At 37.3% G+C, this 17,911-nt stretch carries 8 protein-coding genes, 1 pseudogene and 1 CRISPR repeat array; of the genes and pseudogenes, 3 read left to right on the top strand and 6 right to left on the bottom strand.

Annotation, left to right across the window (positions count from 1 at the left end; genetic code table 11):
• Positions 1–542: 542 nt before the first annotated feature.
• Positions 543–4,178: direct repeats of the CRISPR family, unit length 25 nt; unit sequence GTTGCATCCTAAAAGGAATTGAAAG.
• A 1,936-nt stretch (positions 4,179–6,114) separates the two neighbouring features.
• Positions 6,115–6,267 (bottom strand): annotated as a pseudogene (locus tag CM19_RS13595) (DUF1156 domain-containing protein); the annotation flags it as partial.
• A 550-nt stretch (positions 6,268–6,817) separates the two neighbouring features.
• Between CM19_RS13595 and CM19_RS12220 the strand changes: the two are divergent.
• The 3 genes from CM19_RS12220 to CM19_RS12210 all read left to right on the top strand — a co-directional run bounded on the left by CM19_RS12220 (position 6,818) and on the right by CM19_RS12210 (position 8,432).
• The gene (locus tag CM19_RS12220; protein WP_048100734.1) at positions 6,818–7,087 is read left to right on the top strand and encodes a lipoate-protein ligase small subunit; all 270 of its coding nucleotides are present in this window, start codon (positions 6,818–6,820) and stop codon (positions 7,085–7,087) included.
• Positions 7,077–7,841: a lipoate--protein ligase family protein gene (locus CM19_RS12215; RefSeq protein ID WP_052349560.1), complete on the top strand. Its 765-nt coding sequence runs from the start codon at positions 7,077–7,079 to the stop codon at positions 7,839–7,841. Before CM19_RS12220 ends, CM19_RS12215 begins: the two co-directional genes overlap by 11 nt.
• A 72-nt stretch (positions 7,842–7,913) precedes the next feature.
• Positions 7,914–8,432, top strand: coding sequence for a hypothetical protein (locus CM19_RS12210; RefSeq protein WP_048100736.1), 519 nt, complete (start codon positions 7,914–7,916; stop codon positions 8,430–8,432).
• A gap of 426 nt (positions 8,433–8,858) precedes the next feature.
• Here the strand turns inward: CM19_RS12210 and CM19_RS12205 are convergent, their stop codons facing one another.
• The 5 genes from CM19_RS12205 to CM19_RS12190 all read right to left on the bottom strand — a co-directional run bounded on the left by CM19_RS12205 (position 8,859) and on the right by CM19_RS12190 (position 15,757).
• Positions 8,859–10,004 (bottom strand): MFS transporter, encoded by a 1,146-nt coding sequence (locus CM19_RS12205; RefSeq protein WP_048100733.1) that lies wholly within the window; start codon positions 10,002–10,004, stop codon positions 8,859–8,861.
• A gap of 126 nt (positions 10,005–10,130) precedes the next feature.
• Positions 10,131–10,415: a DNA-directed RNA polymerase subunit M gene (locus CM19_RS12850; protein ID WP_081801296.1), complete on the bottom strand. Its 285-nt coding sequence runs from the start codon at positions 10,413–10,415 to the stop codon at positions 10,131–10,133.
• A 1,121-nt stretch (positions 10,416–11,536) separates the two neighbouring features.
• Positions 11,537–13,777, bottom strand: coding sequence for a hypothetical protein (locus tag CM19_RS12200; RefSeq protein WP_150111453.1), 2,241 nt, complete (start codon positions 13,775–13,777; stop codon positions 11,537–11,539).
• Between the two features lie 28 nt (positions 13,778–13,805).
• On the bottom strand, positions 13,806–14,579 hold the full coding sequence (locus tag CM19_RS12195; RefSeq protein ID WP_048100731.1) for a sugar phosphate nucleotidyltransferase: 774 nt from the start codon (positions 14,577–14,579) through the stop codon (positions 13,806–13,808).
• Positions 14,567–15,757 (bottom strand): UDP-glucose dehydrogenase family protein, encoded by a 1,191-nt coding sequence (locus CM19_RS12190; RefSeq protein WP_235185687.1) that lies wholly within the window; start codon positions 15,755–15,757, stop codon positions 14,567–14,569. Before CM19_RS12190 ends, CM19_RS12195 begins: the two co-directional genes overlap by 13 nt.
• Positions 15,758–17,911 lie beyond the last annotated feature (2,154 nt).

The following is a 17,911-nucleotide window of genomic DNA, read 5'->3' as shown; positions in this document are numbered from 1 at the left end:
TAACATTTTTAGACTATTATTTAACTTTTTATAGACTGCTGTCTATAATTTTGTCTTGTTTTAGACACAATAAATGGAAGTAAGCAGGAAAAGTAGGGAGAAAAGTAAGTGCGTTAAACACTTTTCGGTATTATGAACGTGGATCGTATCGTAAATTGCTATGGTTAATATAGGGGTTATAAGCTTTTGAAGAAGGGAAAATTAAAAGTGTTAGTTAGATCAGTTAATCTGACTAAAAAGTTTTGTCGATCCCTTTTCTATTTATGATAAGGGATGGTTCTAGATTAGAAGCGTAAATTTCCAATTTTTTCTATGAGATAATAAACGTAAAAATGCGAGTCTCAATGCGACTAGTGCGTATTACAAAGAGGGGGGTTAACATTTATAAACGTAAAGAGGTTTTCAATTTAATTAAAAGTCCTTGCGACTGAAACGACGTTAGATCTTTACAACAAATTTGGTCGCATGATGGGTTGGCTAAAACAGATAAAAATAAATAAGAGAAAGGGAGAAATGAAGATAAATAGTATAAAAATACATCAGTTGCATCCTAAAAGGAATTGAAAGAGTTGCCTTGTGATGTCTTTTCGTTTATCCTTACCACTGGTGTTGCATCCTAAAAGGAATTGAAAGCTGAGCCATGGCAAGAAGATAAGCAGTATACGTTCTACTTAGTTGCATCCTAAAAGGAATTGAAAGGACAGATGAGCAATGGTACTGTGCAACTGGGTTTGTGTTGCATCCTAAAAGGAATTGAAAGAATAGGGTTTTTAAAAAAAGAAGATAACAGATAGACGATGGTTGCATCCTAGAAGGAATTGAAAGTATCGGATAAGGAGGAAGCCCTCGGCTGGGCATTAGCCGAGGTTGCATCCTAAAAGGAATTGAAAGTTGATGGAAATAGCATTATCAGAATGTTAATCCTAGATAAGTTGCATCCTAAAAGGAATTGAAAGATTAGTAAGTGCACGCGGTGTAACCCGAACATGTTTGGTAAGTTGCATCCTAAAAGGAATTGAAAGATAAAGTACTACAACACTGCTTATGTTGAACCATGGGCAGTTGCATCCTAAAAGGAATTGAAAGGGGTCCTCGCGTAGTTTTAACGCCAATTTGTAGAGTTCTTGTTGCATCCTAAAAGGAATTGAAAGATGTCGCTTTCAACCTCAACTGCAATGACTTTGTTGTCGCGTTGCATCCTAAAAGGAATTGAAAGTCATGAACCACCCCTGAGGGTTATTGCCCTTATCAATGCCGTTGCATCCTAAAAGGAATTGAAAGATCTGTGTTGACCTTTCTGCTGTTGGTCTGTTTTCCTCCTTGTTGCATCCTAAAAGGAATTGAAAGATTTGCCTAGAAGAGTTAGAAAGACGTATGAAGATATGCGTTGCATCCTAAAAGGAATTGAAAGTCATATCGTTGATGATTTCACGCAATATGTCGTTATTCATGTTGCATCCTAAAAGGAATTGAAAGTACGCTGTTGTATCTCTTGCCTCACTCTTTCACTCCGCGTTGCATCCTAAAAGGAATTGAAAGATGTTTTCCACTGTTTGAGCTGGTAGATGTTGGTAGTCTTGTTGCATCCTAAAAGGAATTGAAAGCTATTATCTCCTCCCTAAACAGTATGAGGACTACTGTTGCATCCTAAAAGGAATTGAAAGTTCCTATTTTCATTTCCATTTCCACCTCTGGGGGTTGTGTCCCGTTGCATCCTAAAAGGAATTGAAAGCCAGAGGGATATGATTTTATAGCGTTCTGGACAGCCTTGTGTTGCATCCTAAAAGGAATTGAAAGCCATCATATTCCATTGGCACTTTCACGTAGGTGACATTGTTTGTCGCATCCTAAAAGGAATTGAAAGAGAAGGAAAAATATTTTCTGCAACTTTGTTGCGGTAACTTGTTGCATCCTAAAAGGAATTGAAAGACTCTAGCGACTTAGTAGCTTCTTCTTCATCCATGTTATGTTGCATCCTAAAAGGAATTGAAAGGGGTCGATGACAAAAGTGTAGAGGTCAGGGTATGTTGCATCCTAAAAGGAATTGAAAGGCTAGTTCTACAGTATCTTCCCAAATCCCGTCATGTATGGTTGCATCCTAAAAGGAATTGAAAGTACAAACTCTTCGCTACTTTTAGTTGCGAAAGCTATCTACTGTTGCATCCTAAAAGGAATTGAAAGAAGTGCCAAAGTCGTGAGAGTGAAACTATGACTTCAAGGTTGCATCCTAAAAGGAATTGAAAGGAGATATTTCTAGCGTAAGTTTAGCTGGTTCAATGATGTTGCATCCTAAAAGGAATTGAAAGTCTTCTACTTCTTCGTTATGAACTTCGTAGCTCAAAAACGTTGCATCCTAAAAGGAATTGAAAGTCACGATGGAAACGGACGGGTTGTGATCTGGTGGATGAACTGTTGCATCCTAAAAGGAATTGAAAGTCGGCGACCCAATAAAAGCGAACTTACAGTTTAGCCGTGGTTGCATCCTAAAAGGAATTGAAAGTATTATAAAGCCACGTAAATACTATCCTCACTTCGTCTCTGTTGCATCCTAAAAGGAATTGAAAGCGCCGAAGGTAAAATTGCGTTGCTGTACGTCTTCGTGAGGTTGCATCCTAGAAGGAATTGAAAGATATAGTGGGCTTACGATTGTGAGGATTGATATAAAGAAGTTGCATCCTAAAAGGAATTGAAAGTCAACCTCAATTGCCTTACTTTGTGCAATGGCATCCCTTAGTTGCATCCTAAAAGGAATTGAAAGTGGAGTTTATCTCAGAGATATTCGCTGAGGCTAGGAAGTACGGGTTGCATCCTAAAAGGAATTGAAAGCTGTCACTAGTTTGTTTTCTTCTCTTCTCTTCTCTCCTCGTTGCATCCTAAAAGGAATTGAAAGGTCAATGTCACTTCATAGCCCTTAAGGCAAACGGTAACAGGTTGCATCCTAAAAGGAATTGAAAGCGTACCATTTGCAGCAACAGTGATAGTGTATACACCCGGGTTGCATCCTAGAAGGAATTGAAAGCGCTGTAGTCCCTAGCACATAGGCATCGGTAAACATGTTGCATCCTAGAAGGAATTGAAAGAGAATTGATTGGTAACTCCCCAGTTACTGACAAAAAACTGTTGCATCCTAGAAGGAATTGAAAGGGTGGGTGGTCTTCCCACCGATTTAGGTATATGTACATAGTTGCATCCTAGAAGGAATTGAAAGATCTCCAACGTACCTTCAGTCTCCGTTACCAACACACCTTGTTGCATCCTAGAAGGAATTGAAAGAAGTATAAGCTAAAGTGCTAATCTTTTTCTTTTTTCTTTCGTTGCATCCTAGAAGGAATTGAAAGCTTATTTCACCCCTATTATTATCTTCCTTTATAACCTTTATGTTGCATCCTAGAAGGAATTGAAAGGCAATAATTGGTGGCTAGATACAGAAAGGACAGTATTCAATGTTGCATCCTAGAAGGAATTGAAAGATCAATTTCTTCTAATTCTTCGTAGACCCAAGAATAACTGTTGCATCCTAGAAGGAATTGAAAGGAAGTTAGCAGTCTCACTGGTGGGTCAAGTCCTACTGTCACGTTGCATCCTAGAAGGAATTGAAAGTTATGAAGTCACCATTACTTATTGGTATTAGTCCATGTAGGTTGCATCCTAGAAGGAATTGAAAGTTGTAAAGAATGTATGTTTTATGATCATTCCTATAGGTTGCATCCTAAAAGGAATTGAAAGTATTGATCAGGGAGGATGTAGTAAGTGTGTTTATCGTCACGTTGCATCCTAAAAGGAATTGAAAGTATTGATCAGGGAGGATGTAGTAAGTGTGTTTATCGTCACGTTGCATCCTAAAAGGAATTGAAAGCCAACTCCTCGATTGACTTCGCTTCTTTCAATCTTTTTTGTTGCATCCTAAAAGGAATTGAAAGTTTGGACCAAGTCTCACTTTTTTTATTTTTCTTCCATCTGTTGCATCCTAAAAGGAATTGAAAGTACAGTTAGTCGCAAAACTGATAAGAGGCGGGCTATGATGTTGCATCCTAGAAGGAATTGAAAGTTCTATTGTCGTATTGTCTTCCTTTGTAAAAATAAACAAGTTGCATCCTAGAAGGAATTGAAAGAGAAGCTCCCCGCCTGAAGGGGGGAGCTTTAACATACCCCTGTTGCATCCTAGAAGGAATTGAAAGATCTTTCAAGTTCACGTAGTGTCAAGAGATATGCGTTCTCCATCACTTTGCCTAGATCTGAGACCTTATAACTTGTGATCAAGATTAAGGAAGAGGCAAATACTGATATCGCTAGGTCTTGATCAGTTAAACCTAAAGCTAATAACTCCCTTAACTTTTCCCTTATGTGCGACGATATCTTATCAATAATTTGTTCATTACCATCTTCAAGTTTACCCTTTTTCCAAACGAGAATAACGCTAACGTTCTTTGATCTCTTCCCCCTTGTTGCAACGCTTTCCTTAAACTCTGTAAGCAAAGGAAACGCGTTTACGATTTTTAATCCCGCGTTTATTCCAGCCTCAACAAGTAATTCCCAAGCCACAAGGTAGTTGCTAGAGTAAAAAGTTACCAAAACACCTTCGTCCTTAAGGTGAGAAGACATTGACTTAAACGAAGAGTTAAGCAAGGATCTGTAGTGCTCTAAACCCTCCTCCTTTCTAGCCTTAGAACCAAGCCTTTTTGGTTCTAGACTCACTTCCTTAAGGCCAAACTCCTCCCACTGAGTTTTCCTCTCTCTTTCTCCATCGAAAAATGCCTCCTTGAAAAACTTTGGGACCAACTTTCCGTCCTTAACCCCGCTTAACGCTCTCTTTATCCACACGTAGTAAAGGTCACTAAGCTCCGAGTAGATTACGTCAAAGAAGTACGGAGGATCTGTAACTATTAGGTCATACTCGCCTAAGTTAAGAGAAGAAACGTCGCTTAGTAAAACCCTCACTTTTCTCTCCTTGGGGAGATAGGAAGAAAGGTAATTGATCCCTCTAATTGTTGCCTCAACAGCTTTCTTCCATGAACCTAGAAAGTCGCTCACTGGATTTACCGCACACCAGTTCCAAACTATTGGCAACCCCCTGAAGGCGAGCGTATCTCCAACGTTCATTGCCCCTATGTTCCAATGAGATACTAAGGAATTATAGTCCACTGTCTTACTTAGGGAAATTGCTAGGAAGGACATAAGTTCCTCATCCGCCGTTATTTCTCCTACTTCTCTTATCAACTTGACCAGCTTAAGTAAAACTACGAGGTGAATGGAGCTAAACATCTTATACCACTCGTCAATACCATATAAAGGAAGTTTTATGTTGAGCTTACTGTATCCAGGGATTTTCTCCTTAGGTACGTCAACGTCCAAGAGGTTAACCCTAGAAAGATCCAGTTTATCTTGATTCTCACAAGGCTCAAAACGTAACCCCTCCTCTTGCTTAACTTTAACTAGAAGCCTTTGCCTAGCTATTGGTCTGTCTGAAGTATAAAAAGAGGATATAGCGTATTTTACATAAGGTACTTTTTTTCCGTTAATTTCAATATAATTTACTCTTCTCCCGCAGATCAGACAAGTAAAAGCCCTCTTCCTAGGTTCGTTATTTCCCCTCGGCAAATGGAACACTTTATCCCCAACTATAACTTTATTCATCTTATCCTCCACCTTTGCGTTAACTTTCCCCAGGTCTATCACTTTGATGTTCACTTTCCCGTCCTTTACTTCCGGCTCCATCCAGGCAAGCCTTTTCATTTTTCTATTTACCTTTGCTAACCACCAGTTCTCAAGCAGAGGAGTCCATCCCCCACAGTACGGGCACTTAACCTCCCACGAACCAATGTAAGCTACTACTCCATCAAAGATCTCCTTTATTTCCGGATCTTCTTTCAATTTCTCATAGATCCAGTTTCCCCACTTTTCTACCTTTTCGGCCATTTCCTTTCTGGAATATTGAAGTATTGCCTTTAAGAATATGTAGGAAGTAGGTAAAAGATCAGAAGCTGTGACCTCTAAATTTAACCTTAAACCCTCTAGAGGAATTGAACCAAACCCAGCGAATGGGTCAAGGAGCCTACCTTCGAACTTTTTGTTTTTATCCAATATTTTAAGAAACTCGTCTTTTGAAATATTAGACCCGACTAAGCTACCAACGATTACTGACCTAGCTGAAGATAGTGGTTTTCTTGACCACCAAAATACCATATTCCAATGAGGGGGCCTCCCATTTCCCTTTTCCCTTCTGGATAGTTCGCTAACTTCCTTAAAGGGAAAGGAGGAGCTTTCCACGAATTTCGTCAATCTAAACCCTAATTCGACCAAGTAAACCTCCCTTATAAACAGTTATCCTTTCGGGATGAAGATAGTAGACAAAGTATTACGCAAAGTAATACTTGAGCGAACATTTGGTGGAGAACGATTCCTGGTTATAAGGTGTAAAAGGTTTTTAAATGTAAAATGGGCAAAAAGTGAAGAAAGTAATAGCGTCTAGGGAAGTTTCACCAAATAGTAGGGATATACTAAGAGATATCTAAACAGGGATGAGGTCGTGAAACTATTTCCATCCCAGGCAGATAAAGATTTTTAAAATCCGTCTAAGGAAATTTTTACGATGAAACTCACATCAACGCCGTGCAGTGTATAAAAGAGGGGATGATATTCGGAGGTATACTAGCCGTTGATCTTTATTCCTCGATCCAACATTGGAGTTAGCTGTGCTATCAAGAAAGGTAAGTGAGAGCCCCTAGAGGATAAAACACCTGAACAAACCACTTTAGGTACGAACGGGAAAGATCTATAAACATCAAGGAATTTTAACCTTTCTTTCATTTCATTACTTATGCTAAGGAAGTTTGTATTCAAGGCTAAGAAAGGATTAATAAGGGTAAAAGTTGACGCTAATGGCACTATCCACGAAATACAAATTACTGGAGACTTCTTCATCTACCCAGAGGAGGCCTTACCTTTGCTCGAGAAGAAGTTAATAGGTACGCCTTACGAGAAAGAAGAAGTTAAGAGGGCAATATCTAGTTTTGTAAGGGAAAATAACGTTCAAATGCCATTCGTAACTGAAGAAGACTTTGTGAGGGCGATAATGGGTGAAAGTTAGGCTATTAGAGGTCTCTTTCCTAGACAATCCTAGATATAGCATGGCTGTCGATGAGGCCATATTTCGCGAGGTGATTTCGAACAGATCTCCTCCCACGTTATGGCTATGGAAGCATAGAAACGCAGTTATTTTAGGTAGATTTCAACTCGCCGAAGAGGAGCTAAACATGGACTATGTTAAGATCGAAAAGATAGAGGTAGCTAAGAGGAATACGGGGGGTGGGGCAGTATACCAGGATATGGGAAATCTAATTTTCTCCGTGATTTCAAAGGACTTCTTCAACATAGGAAAAGACGTTATCAAATTGTACGACGCTTTTATATCTCCTTTAATTAACGAATTTAAGGAGGAAGGAATTAAGGCTGAAAGCCCTGGACTGAACGACGTTGAGATCTCTGGGAAAAAAGTTATGGGATCTGCAGCCTCATTGGGCCAAGGATCCGTACTATTCCACGCAACTCTTCTAGTGAATAGTAAATTAGACGTCTTGGCCTCAGCGTTAAATGTGCCTAAAGAAAAACTAAAGGATAAGGGAGTGAGCGAGGTAAAGCATAGGGTAGGGAATATCCAGGAATTAACTGGAAAGGATGAAATAGATGTAAAAAATATAATAATGAGGAGTTATGAAAAAGCATATAATTTTGAATACTTCAAAGGGGACTTAACCGTTGAGGAGAAAAAGTTAGCTGAAGATCTGTATGAGAAAAAGTACAATAGACCAGAATGGGTATTTGGAAGAGGATTTAACCTTTAGTTGTAAGCGATAAGGACAATTTTTAAAAAAGACTTAACTCTCATTTATTTACTTTAAAGTCAATTAATGACTATGAACAGTAATCTCTTTAAAGGAAACGTAATTAGCTTGGTGGCATCCGTATTCATATTAGCCGAGTTAATAGTACTCCTTGATTATGGATTAAACTATATTTTTTCGCTTACGTCAAAGGTCCTATTATGGATCATCTTTATAATGGCTATCCCGTCCCTTCTTACATACTCCCGCTCAAAATTGAGGAAGGATTATCTAATGAGATATCCTGGAAGTATTGCAGTGATCTTAGGTTTCATAGGTTTAATTTTAGTGACTATAAACTTATTCCAGGGAATTTACATCCTTTTAATTGGGTATGCTTTTGAACCGATAGCAGGAATTTCTATCTTCCTTACTTTAAATGCGGCAAATAAATTGTATTCCGCTCTATTCTTTTACGGTGCAGTCACATTTACCTTGGGACTACCTTTATACCTTTATGATTTGGGTATAATTGCTATTATAGGTGATATAGTGAAGATAATCGGTCTTTCCCTACTTGTATCTTTCCATAATAAGTTAAAAATAAATTAAAGTGTGTTCATTTTTTTTTTAAAAAAAAAAAGTTTAATCTCTTTTTAAGAACTTCTTTGACCGCTTACGAATAAGTTGATCTAATTGATTTTTAATTTTGTTTCTTGACGTATTGATAGGTCTATGCATTCTGATGTCTATCTCCTTCTAACTAAATACGGATAGGCCTTATGTGGACAGTTAAGGCTGTGAAACTGTTTCGTATAGGGTAACAGGAGGTTTTTAAAGTGGTTTTAGAAAATTTTCGAGAGAGATCCACATCAACGCTATGAACTTCACAAAGGGGAAATACTTCGAGCCCGCACAGTTGATCCAGATTCCTTGATCCCACTTGAGGTAGTTATATTACAAGAAAGGTGAGAAGTGAATCCTAGGATATACCTTGAAATGCACTGAATAACTAGATACGTCTAAGAACATGTCAAACTATAGCTTTACATACCTTTGTCCGTAGATTACTCCCCCAAAGAAAGCCAAAGAAACTGGAACAACGGACAAGAAGGAAAGTCTTATCCCTACAGCTTCTACTAGAATTGAAATGGTCATAGGGACAAAGGCTGCAAAGCCCATCATTATCGCTGAAAAATAGCTATTCGCCACGCTCCTTACCTCCTCTGATGGGAACGACCTAGTCATCGCTATTAAGGATATAGGATACGTTAAACCATGAGGTACTCCCAGGACGAGTAAACCAAAGGCATATGCGTAAATATTAGGAGCTATTGCTACAAGAAGAAGTCCAAAAACAGTTGTTGTAGAGGCAATAATAATATAAGGTAAAAGCCTATCAGGAGCCTTTACTGTAACGAATAACCTTCCAAGCAGGGAAGTGAGGAAAAACATACCAAACAGCGCAGTTGCTAAAGAGTATGATGCGTGAAAATCGCTAACCGCATATATTCCTCCAAATGTAGTTAGGAGACCAAAAGGGAGCGCATACATTAAGTTTAGAAAAATTGGAATAAGAAAACCTTTGTTTCTTACAACTCCTTTCCTATTTACGCTCTGTTGAGAACTTGGAAATTCAATGAGTGGTGAAAGGAACGCCAGTATAAGGGCAAAGGATGTAAAGAAAAGGAAAGCTTGGAAGAGGGTAAACCTAGTTAGCACTATGGATTCTATAAACGGGCCGACTATCAGCGATGTACTTAGGGCTACAGTGTAGAGGGATAGCATTCTCTCCCTAACCTTTCCATCCTCGAAAAGTCCAGCGGAAGTCATTATGTTAGGGCCTACAATGCCTAGAGTAAAACCTACTAAAGATGCAAGAAACCAAAGTAATATAGGATTAGAAAAGTAGAAAAAGGGAAAAAGAACAGCGTAGATTATTGAGCTGGCAATGAAAACTTTTCTCCTCAATACTGAAGGTAGTCTAGCGTTTATGAAAGCAGAGGAGAAGAATGAGATCAGCGTAACAAGGGAGGAGACAACGCCAATTTCTAAGTCTGAAAAGTGGAAGTAATATCTTGCAATGAGGGGGACTGTGGTGATTATCATGTTGTTACTTGCCCTCATCGAGAAAGTGAAAGTAAATATTAGAATTGAGGCAAAGAGGACTGACTTGTAGGCCATTTAATTAGATATATCTTCTAATATAAAAAGTTGAAAGCGAACAGACTAGTTTCACGAGTTTTTATAGCATGAAAATACTCAATAAATTGGAATGAGATAATATATATGTTCATGAAAAATTATTTACTAAGTTTTAATTGTAAAGATGTAACCACAGGCCCTACATTTATAAATCGATTTTTTTCTGTTTATTAAAGAAGAGACTGCGTTCCCGCATCTAGGACATAGCGCTAGGGAGACGCTTCCTTGAATTCTCTTACCGTCGGCGACTATCATGCTTTCGCGATGAACCTTAACCTGAGTAGAGATCCTCGTGGTTTCAGAACCTTTTTCCTTATGTCCACATTTCATGCATACCGAATATTCACGTCTTGGAATCATAGCAGAACCGCACTTTGGACAAAACTTCATAAGTATAACTGGAGGGAAACATAAATAACAATTGATGAAAGTAAAATATTGTCAAGCGATCTACTTTTATTTTAGATACCTCCTAACTGTAAAGTCAACTTTTTAGATCCTTTGTTAAGCGGATTACCGATTGAAGTAAACGCAAGACCGTTGTTGGAGTAAGGAGTCCCTAGGGTTCCTTATTGCTGAACTTTTTATGATACAAGGGGGAGATTTGAGGATTTGAGTATTACGGTGTTTATCAATTCCGGAGAGAGAGCTGGAGTGAAAGACTACCATGAGGGAATCTCCCTCAACAATGTAGCGAAGATCCTCTCAGTCTTTGTTAACTTCAGAATAACCAGGTTTACTTAGTTGATTGAAAATTCTTTCTAAACTCTAACTTTGAAATACCTTGACTGAGAGAGGTGAAGGATTTGAACTTTTGTCTTTTAATCACTTTGTAGGAATTGAGGGAGTGATACTTATCCTGAGTCTTTTGGAATTGTTTGTTTTTCTAGAAATCTTTTTGATATATTAAGAATAGTCCTAATAATTGTACTACTTAGAATAAATTGATAGTGCTCTCTATCTTTAGATTGAGGTCTAGTTGTCTTAGCTCGTCTTATTTAGACCTTTCGTCTCTTTCATAAAAGTAGATTGATGCCCATCGTAGCGTTTTATGTATTTCGCCAACCTAACCACGCTTTAAACCCCATTACTACTGAATCGATTTCTCAAGATTAAAACTTGAATACTATAATGGATACAAATTATGACGTTAAAAAGGTCTTTTAACATTTCTATGGGGAGGTAATCTACCCTACTCTATGATTGATCTCCTTCCTTAAACAACTAAGAGATAAATGAATTTAACGCAATATACTTTACAAGAATTAAGATACAACTTCCACTTATTGTTGAATTATGTGTACTTTACGATATTATTTAAGGATCCGAATTCGTTAGCCATTAGTTTGTGTAAAGACATGGTTGTTATGAACTATGGTAAGTACTGTAGTCACGTGGTTAATTATTTACCAACTTAAAAAGAAATAATTAGGCTGTTACTTTATTATATTTACAAAACTCAGAATAATTATAAAATCTAGAAAAATTTTTTGAACACTTTAGTGTAACACTCAATTGGATTTTCTTCTTATAATGTAAAATAATATTCCTAGTATAAGAATTATTAATGCAATGATAACAAAGATATAAGGTTCATAGGAGGACGAAGGGATATTAGGTAGCCTTGTAGTCTGCGTGCTTATATTAAGGTATTCTGCCATAACACGTCCTGCACCTTTAACCTGTAAAACGGTTAGATAAACGCTAGGATTTTCGACTCTCACATCTCCAGAAAAGTTCCATTCCTTGAAACCCAGAGAAGGTGCCGAGATAACGTATTCCCCTGATTTTAAGAACTTTACTGTATTATTACCTTGAACATTAATTATTACTTTATAATAGGTAACATATGTAGAATCTATATATCCAGGACCTTGTATTAAGAAATATGAGTATGAATTAGTAGTGTTTAGCAATCTAATGTTACCAATGATTGACCAATCCTTAAATACATAAAGAGCATTAATCGATGTAGAGTTAACCTCAGCGATGTCAATTACGCTATTATTGGGGACGAAAAGCGTTTCATAAGTTAAGTTATCGTAAACTAATACCTTATCGTAAGGAACGTAATTAGCTATGATAGAGGAGGGACCAAGAACTTTCACGCTAATCTCTGTGGAGTTTACCTTCACTACATCGATCCCTCCAGTAACAGTCCAGTTATGGAAATAATTTATAACTTGACTCGCATTTACCTCAGACTTCGAAATCACGTCTATTACGCTATTATTGGGGACGAAAAGCGTTTCATAAGTTAAGTTATCGTAAACTAATACCTTATCGTAAGGAACGTAATTAGCTATGATAGAGGAGGGACCATAAATGAAAGCCTTTGTAGACGAGGAACTGGCATCAAGTATAGAAGCGTTACCAGATGCTGACCAGTTCTCGAAAATATATGAAACATTTCCTATAGTGATATTACTTTGAGCGTATAAGTTTATTAAACCTCTTTCTACAAAACTCTCGGAAAAAGACAGGTTATCGTAAATCATTATCTTATATAGTTTTTGGAAGAGACCTACTATAGTAGTGTTTCCTTCTATTTGTATATAATTAGAGGTTATGTTTTCGATTCCATTAATATCCCATGCTAATAGTGAGATTTTCTCTGTAGGCTGATATTCTATAATTGGAGAAATATAATAGTATCCTGGGAAAACCACTAACGTTGAATTTCCATAATATCCCTCACTGATTAGGAGAGATGAATTAGAGAAAACTACTGGATAGGAAGAAGTTACTTTTACCAAAACTGGAACATGGCTATAATAGATACACTCTCCTTCAGGAAAATAAATTAGGTTATCATTAAGATTGATCGACATTGAATAGATTGGATTACCTCTGTTTTGTGGAAGTAGCAGAGTGTCAATTATAGAATTATTCTTTAGTATCGTTATTTCACCGTATGAAGAACCAAGTAAGGTAAAATTACCGAAAGGATCGTAGGCTCCAGTAAGATATTGCGCGGAAGAAATTCCAGTGTTAAAGAGAGAGAAATTTCCGTCATTTTCAACGCTTAAAAGATACCATGAACCATTTACCTTTATTGGTTGAACAGTAGAGTACGGAATTTGAAAAGTATCAGCAGTCCCTGTTTCGTTGGAGGTTGTAACTACCTCTGTTAAATTACTGGAAGGATTGAAAAGAAAGTACGTATACTCCCCTTGGGAATAATTTGAAAAAAGGACAAACGGGATTTTTGAAGAATTGTATGGAAGAATTCCCAATGGTGTTCCTGAAACGTTAAACTTGATCGAATATATGGGGAAATCGCCATTAAATATGAAAAGGAATTTTCCAGTAGTATTAGAAGTGTAGAAGTATGCAAATCCGTTTTCTTGATTAACTGCAAGAATCCAATTATATTTCTCTATTGTACCTAAAGTATTGAACATTGAAATCACCTTTTCCCCTTGAATTACTATAATTCCATAATTATCAATTCCAGTTGTAACAACAACGTAAACCAAGCCATTCACATCGTCGGCTTTAGCGAATATACTCCCGCAATTCAAAGTTATATTTCCTATTATGTTTGTTCCATTTATTACTTGTACTTGATAGCCATTAACTGCATAGAGGAAACCATTGACGTTATCATAGGTGGAGGAATAAACAGACGATGTGGGGGATATAAAGATCGTCCCAAAATTGCTGTTAGCCACAGTTACATTACTTGAATGAGATAATGCCGGAATTAGAACTAAAATAGCTAATAAAAGAAGTGGTAAAGTCTTTTTCATTTTTGTTCTCCTCTTGTCATGAATCTCATCAATCTGCACCGTTCCACGATAGAAATTCCTTTAGCGAAACTATATATTTTTGTAAATCGCCCATATCGTAAGAACCTTCAACAAATATAGCCTTAAATTTCTTTCCTCTTCTTAACAACTCCCTTATTCCTTCAGTTAACTGCAATTCTCCATGAACGGGAAAAATTGACTCTAACGCGTTAAATATTTCTAGATCAAAGTGATAATATGGCATAACTGCAATATTTGATTTAGGCACATTTGGTTTTTCCTCTATATCCTTTATCATGTCCCCTTCCTCTAACGTTACTACACCATAAATTCTTGGATCGTCAACCTTAGTCACAGTAATTGAATTTATTGGCATTTTAGGAATACTCAACAGAAGTGTATCTGGGGCAACTACCATAAAATCCTCATGTACAAACGGTTTAGATCTTAGGACAGCGTCTCCAAAACCCTTAGGTTCGGGTTGATTAACGAAAGCTATAGAACTTTCCTCCACTTTTTTATACAAACCCATTAAGTCTTGGGCTTGTTTCACTTTTCCAACTGACTCTAGGTATTGAACAAAGTTATAATCTGGAGTAAAATAATCTTCTATTGTTCTCTTTCCTCTTCCTACTACGATGATAAAGTCCCTAATTCCTAAGGTATATAGTTGCTCAAATACTATGTGAATAATAGGCTTAAATTCACCCTTAAAAAGAACGGGTAACATTTCCTTTGGAATCACCTTTGTTACAGGTAACATTCTAGTACCAAGACCTGCTGCTGTTATTACCCCTTGCATCTTGAAACCCCAACCATTATTGCGTTGTCAAGCTTCTTGAGATCTAAAACTCTTCTTCCGTCGAATACATATTTACCTTTTAGAATTGGCTCTATCCCTGAAAATTCACTCCATTCCGTAGCTATTATTACTCCCTCTGAGCTCATTATGCACTCTTCACTATTTCTTGCGATCTTAATGCCTTCCACTTTTGCCTTAGGATCGTAAGCAATAACCTCAGCTCCTTCCTTCTCTAAAAGGTTTAGAATTTTTAATGCAACGCTTTCCCTTGTATCATCTGTACCAGGTTTAAAGGATAGACCTAATATGCATATTCTTTTCCCCTTGATCTCACCCATTAACTCTTTCATAGCGCTTATCGCCCTCAAAGGCCTTTCATTATTTACCTCAACTGCGGCCTCAACTATCCTAAGTTTTTCTCCCAATTCAGAGGAAAATCCTAAAATTGCGAGTGTATCCTTAGGAAAACAAGAACCTCCATATCCTAATCCCGCTTTTAGAAAATACGGCGATATCCTCTTATCTATACCCATAGCCTGAGTTACTACATTAACGTCACAGTTAGGAATTCTCTCACAGAGGTTAGCTATCTCATTTGCAAAAGAGATCTTTACTGCAAGAAAGGAGTTGGAGGCGTATTTAATGAGTTCAGCTTCCTCCAAGGAAGTTCTAATTATTGGCGAGTTAGTAAATCTCCATACTTCTTCCACCAGATCTCCTGCAGATTTGTCACCGCCTATTACTATTCTATCAGGATGAAGCGTGTCCTCTATTGCATACCCCTCTCTGAGGAACTCAGGGTTCACAACTACTTCCATACCTGATAGTTCCTTAGCTTTTCTCGAAGTATCAGGAATAACCGTACTTTTCATTACAATAATTGCATCTCTTCTGAGAACATTAGATAGAGATGAGACTGCTGAGAAAACATGATCTAGAAGGATCTTTCCGTTTACTGTGGGAGTTGAAACGGTAATAAATGCTATATCAACGTCAGAAAGTTTTGAGTAATCGGTTGTATAATTTATTTTTACCTTAACCATTTTCCCGCTATCGTAAGGACAAGGGATTGAAGCGTAAAATGCAGGAACCTTGATAATAGCTACACCTTGCTTTAAAGCCAAGAGATCCAAAACTGAAGAGTACGGTAAGCCATGTACTGGAACCCCTCCCTCCAAGACTTCTTCAACTCAGGTTGCCTTTCGTTCAACCCGTTTAGGTCCTCTAGAATAACCGTGTCCTTTCCATGCGTCTTAGTGTAGTTTATTTTGAGATAAGGTTAGTCATAGGCTCTTTAAGTGTAAGAGATGTGGTTTTCAAGCGGATAGAGACTCAGTTGCTCGTTTGAACTTACTCCGTAGGGGGATTTTTGGTGCCCACCAGAGCCACCACTGTGAGGGATCGGTGGGACCCTAGAGTGGTGGAACCGATGAACCTCCCTTAAAGGGGACACTTTAGGGTGTTGAGGACGTCAATCAAGATAACTCCTGTCATAGTTTACCGCTCAAAGATCCATTTATTCCACATCACATTACTTCCGTTTTCCTTACCTTCTCAAAAGCATTAACGCCAATATCAGCAGTTTAGCTTAGATCGTGACATTTATATATATTTCATGATTTTCACTTCAAACCAAAATACTTATATATATTCTAAAAAGCAATATTATCATGTCCCAAATGTGGGTGTGTAGACCCGAAGAAGGGACTATAAAAGGGAGAAGGAGGAACTAAGCATGTGCGGGTTTCCCCACAACCCGGTCTTCGGTGGTGTGGGTGGGGTTATCCCGCGAAGGGGGCGGATCGTGATGATATGCTTTGTTCAGAACGTGGTGAAGCTCAAGGGCTTTACGGGCAATAAATGTCAGTAAAACCCAAACCCCAATATCAGCCTCATAACCTAACTTTGAGAATTGAAAACATGATGGTGAAGATTTCTTGATACTATAATCACGCCAGCTCTCTTTCTCGCCAATAACTAAGGTGAAATATCCCTTTTGTTCAACCTTATAAAAAAGATCCTCTTTAGTTAAGGAATAAGTTCTTGTTGCTGATAGTCCTACAGGCAGGAGAAGTGCATATCAATGTATCTCGAGGGTTCTAGTTCTCAACCAAAATTGGATTACCTAGATATAACATCTCTTATTTTCGTATATACTGAGCGTTTCGATTTTCCTATCCTCCCTTCAACTTGATACTTTCCCCCTTTTCTTGTTTGGAAATTCGCTTCCTTTAACGCTTACTCCCTGGTATAACTTTTCTGTGTAAGAGGTTTGTTATTCACTTTTTCACTTATGAACCTGGAGGCATCGCGTATCCATCTTTCTGTGCTTGGAGAGAATTCTTGCCTTGGTTGAAATCATCACGTTCATAATATCTACTCCTTGACTTTAGAACTTTGCATTTGCTAATCCTTCTTAAGAATGGAATTCTTGGTCCTTCCCCTAAATCGAACAAATGGACTATAATAGATCATTCTTGAAGCTAGTATATGTATATAGCAACTTCACTTATGAAAATTTACACTAATTTTAGTAAATATGTATTCCTATACCTCTGGGTCCAATAGTAGTAATAGCTGCTTACTAATGTCTTGTATATGTAAGTAAACAGGGTTATTTTTCCGAAGTAAAAATTTTAACATAAAAGATTAATTAGATTTTTTAAAATCCAAATTTTTACAAAAATTATAATACTCTTAAATATGTTTAGATTATGTTCTTTGGATTAATCTAATTATATAGAGAATTTGAGATTTCTAGATTTCCTATAACTATTCCGTGATATAATATAATTTAAAATTTTTTATTCTAGATATTATAAATAACATTTTTAGACTATTATTTAACTTTTTATAGACTGCTGTCTATAATTTTATCTTGCTTTAGACACAATAAATGGAAGTAAGCAGGAAAAGTAGGGAGAAAAGTAAGTGCGTTAAACACTTTTCGGTATTATGAACGTGGATCGTATCGTAAATTGCTATGGTTAATATAGGGGTTATAAGCTTTTGAAGAAGGGAAAATTAAAAGTGTTAGTTAGATCAGTTAATCTGACTAAAAAGTTTTGTCGATCCCTTTTCTATTTATGATAAGGGATGGTTCTAGATTAGAAGCGTAAATTTCCAATTTTTTCTATGAGATAATAAACGTAAAAATGCGAGTCTCAATGCGACTAGTGCGTATTACAAAGAGGGGGGTTAACATTTATAAACGTAAAGAGGTTTTCAATTTAATTAAAAGTCCTTGCGACTGAAACGACGTTAGATCTTTACAACAAATTTGGTCGCATGATGGGTTGGCTAAAACAGATAAAAATAAATAAGAGAAAGGG

The organism is Candidatus Acidianus copahuensis, assembly GCF_000632495.1.
Taxonomy (GTDB): Archaea; Thermoproteota; Thermoprotei_A; order Sulfolobales; family Sulfolobaceae; genus Acidianus; species Acidianus copahuensis.
Note: the sequence above shows the minus strand (reverse complement) of the source record. Positions and strands in the feature narration are given on the sequence as shown.

Bases quoted from the DNA above. Each gene is read 5' to 3' on its own strand.
- CM19_RS12850 (WP_081801296.1), bottom strand. From the start codon at position 10,415: ATGAAGTTTTGTCCAAAGTGCGGTTCTGCTATGATTCCAAGACGTGAA.
- CM19_RS12210 (WP_048100736.1), top strand. From the start codon at position 7,914: ATGAACAGTAATCTCTTTAAAGGAAACGTAATTAGCTTGGTGGCATCC.
- CM19_RS12195 (WP_048100731.1), bottom strand. From the start codon at position 14,579: ATGCAAGGGGTAATAACAGCAGCAGGTCTTGGTACTAGAATGTTACCT.
- CM19_RS12200 (WP_150111453.1), bottom strand. From the start codon at position 13,777: ATGAAAAAGACTTTACCACTTCTTTTATTAGCTATTTTAGTTCTAATT.
- CM19_RS12205 (WP_048100733.1), bottom strand. From the start codon at position 10,004: ATGGCCTACAAGTCAGTCCTCTTTGCCTCAATTCTAATATTTACTTTC.
- CM19_RS12220 (WP_048100734.1), top strand. From the start codon at position 6,818: ATGCTAAGGAAGTTTGTATTCAAGGCTAAGAAAGGATTAATAAGGGTA.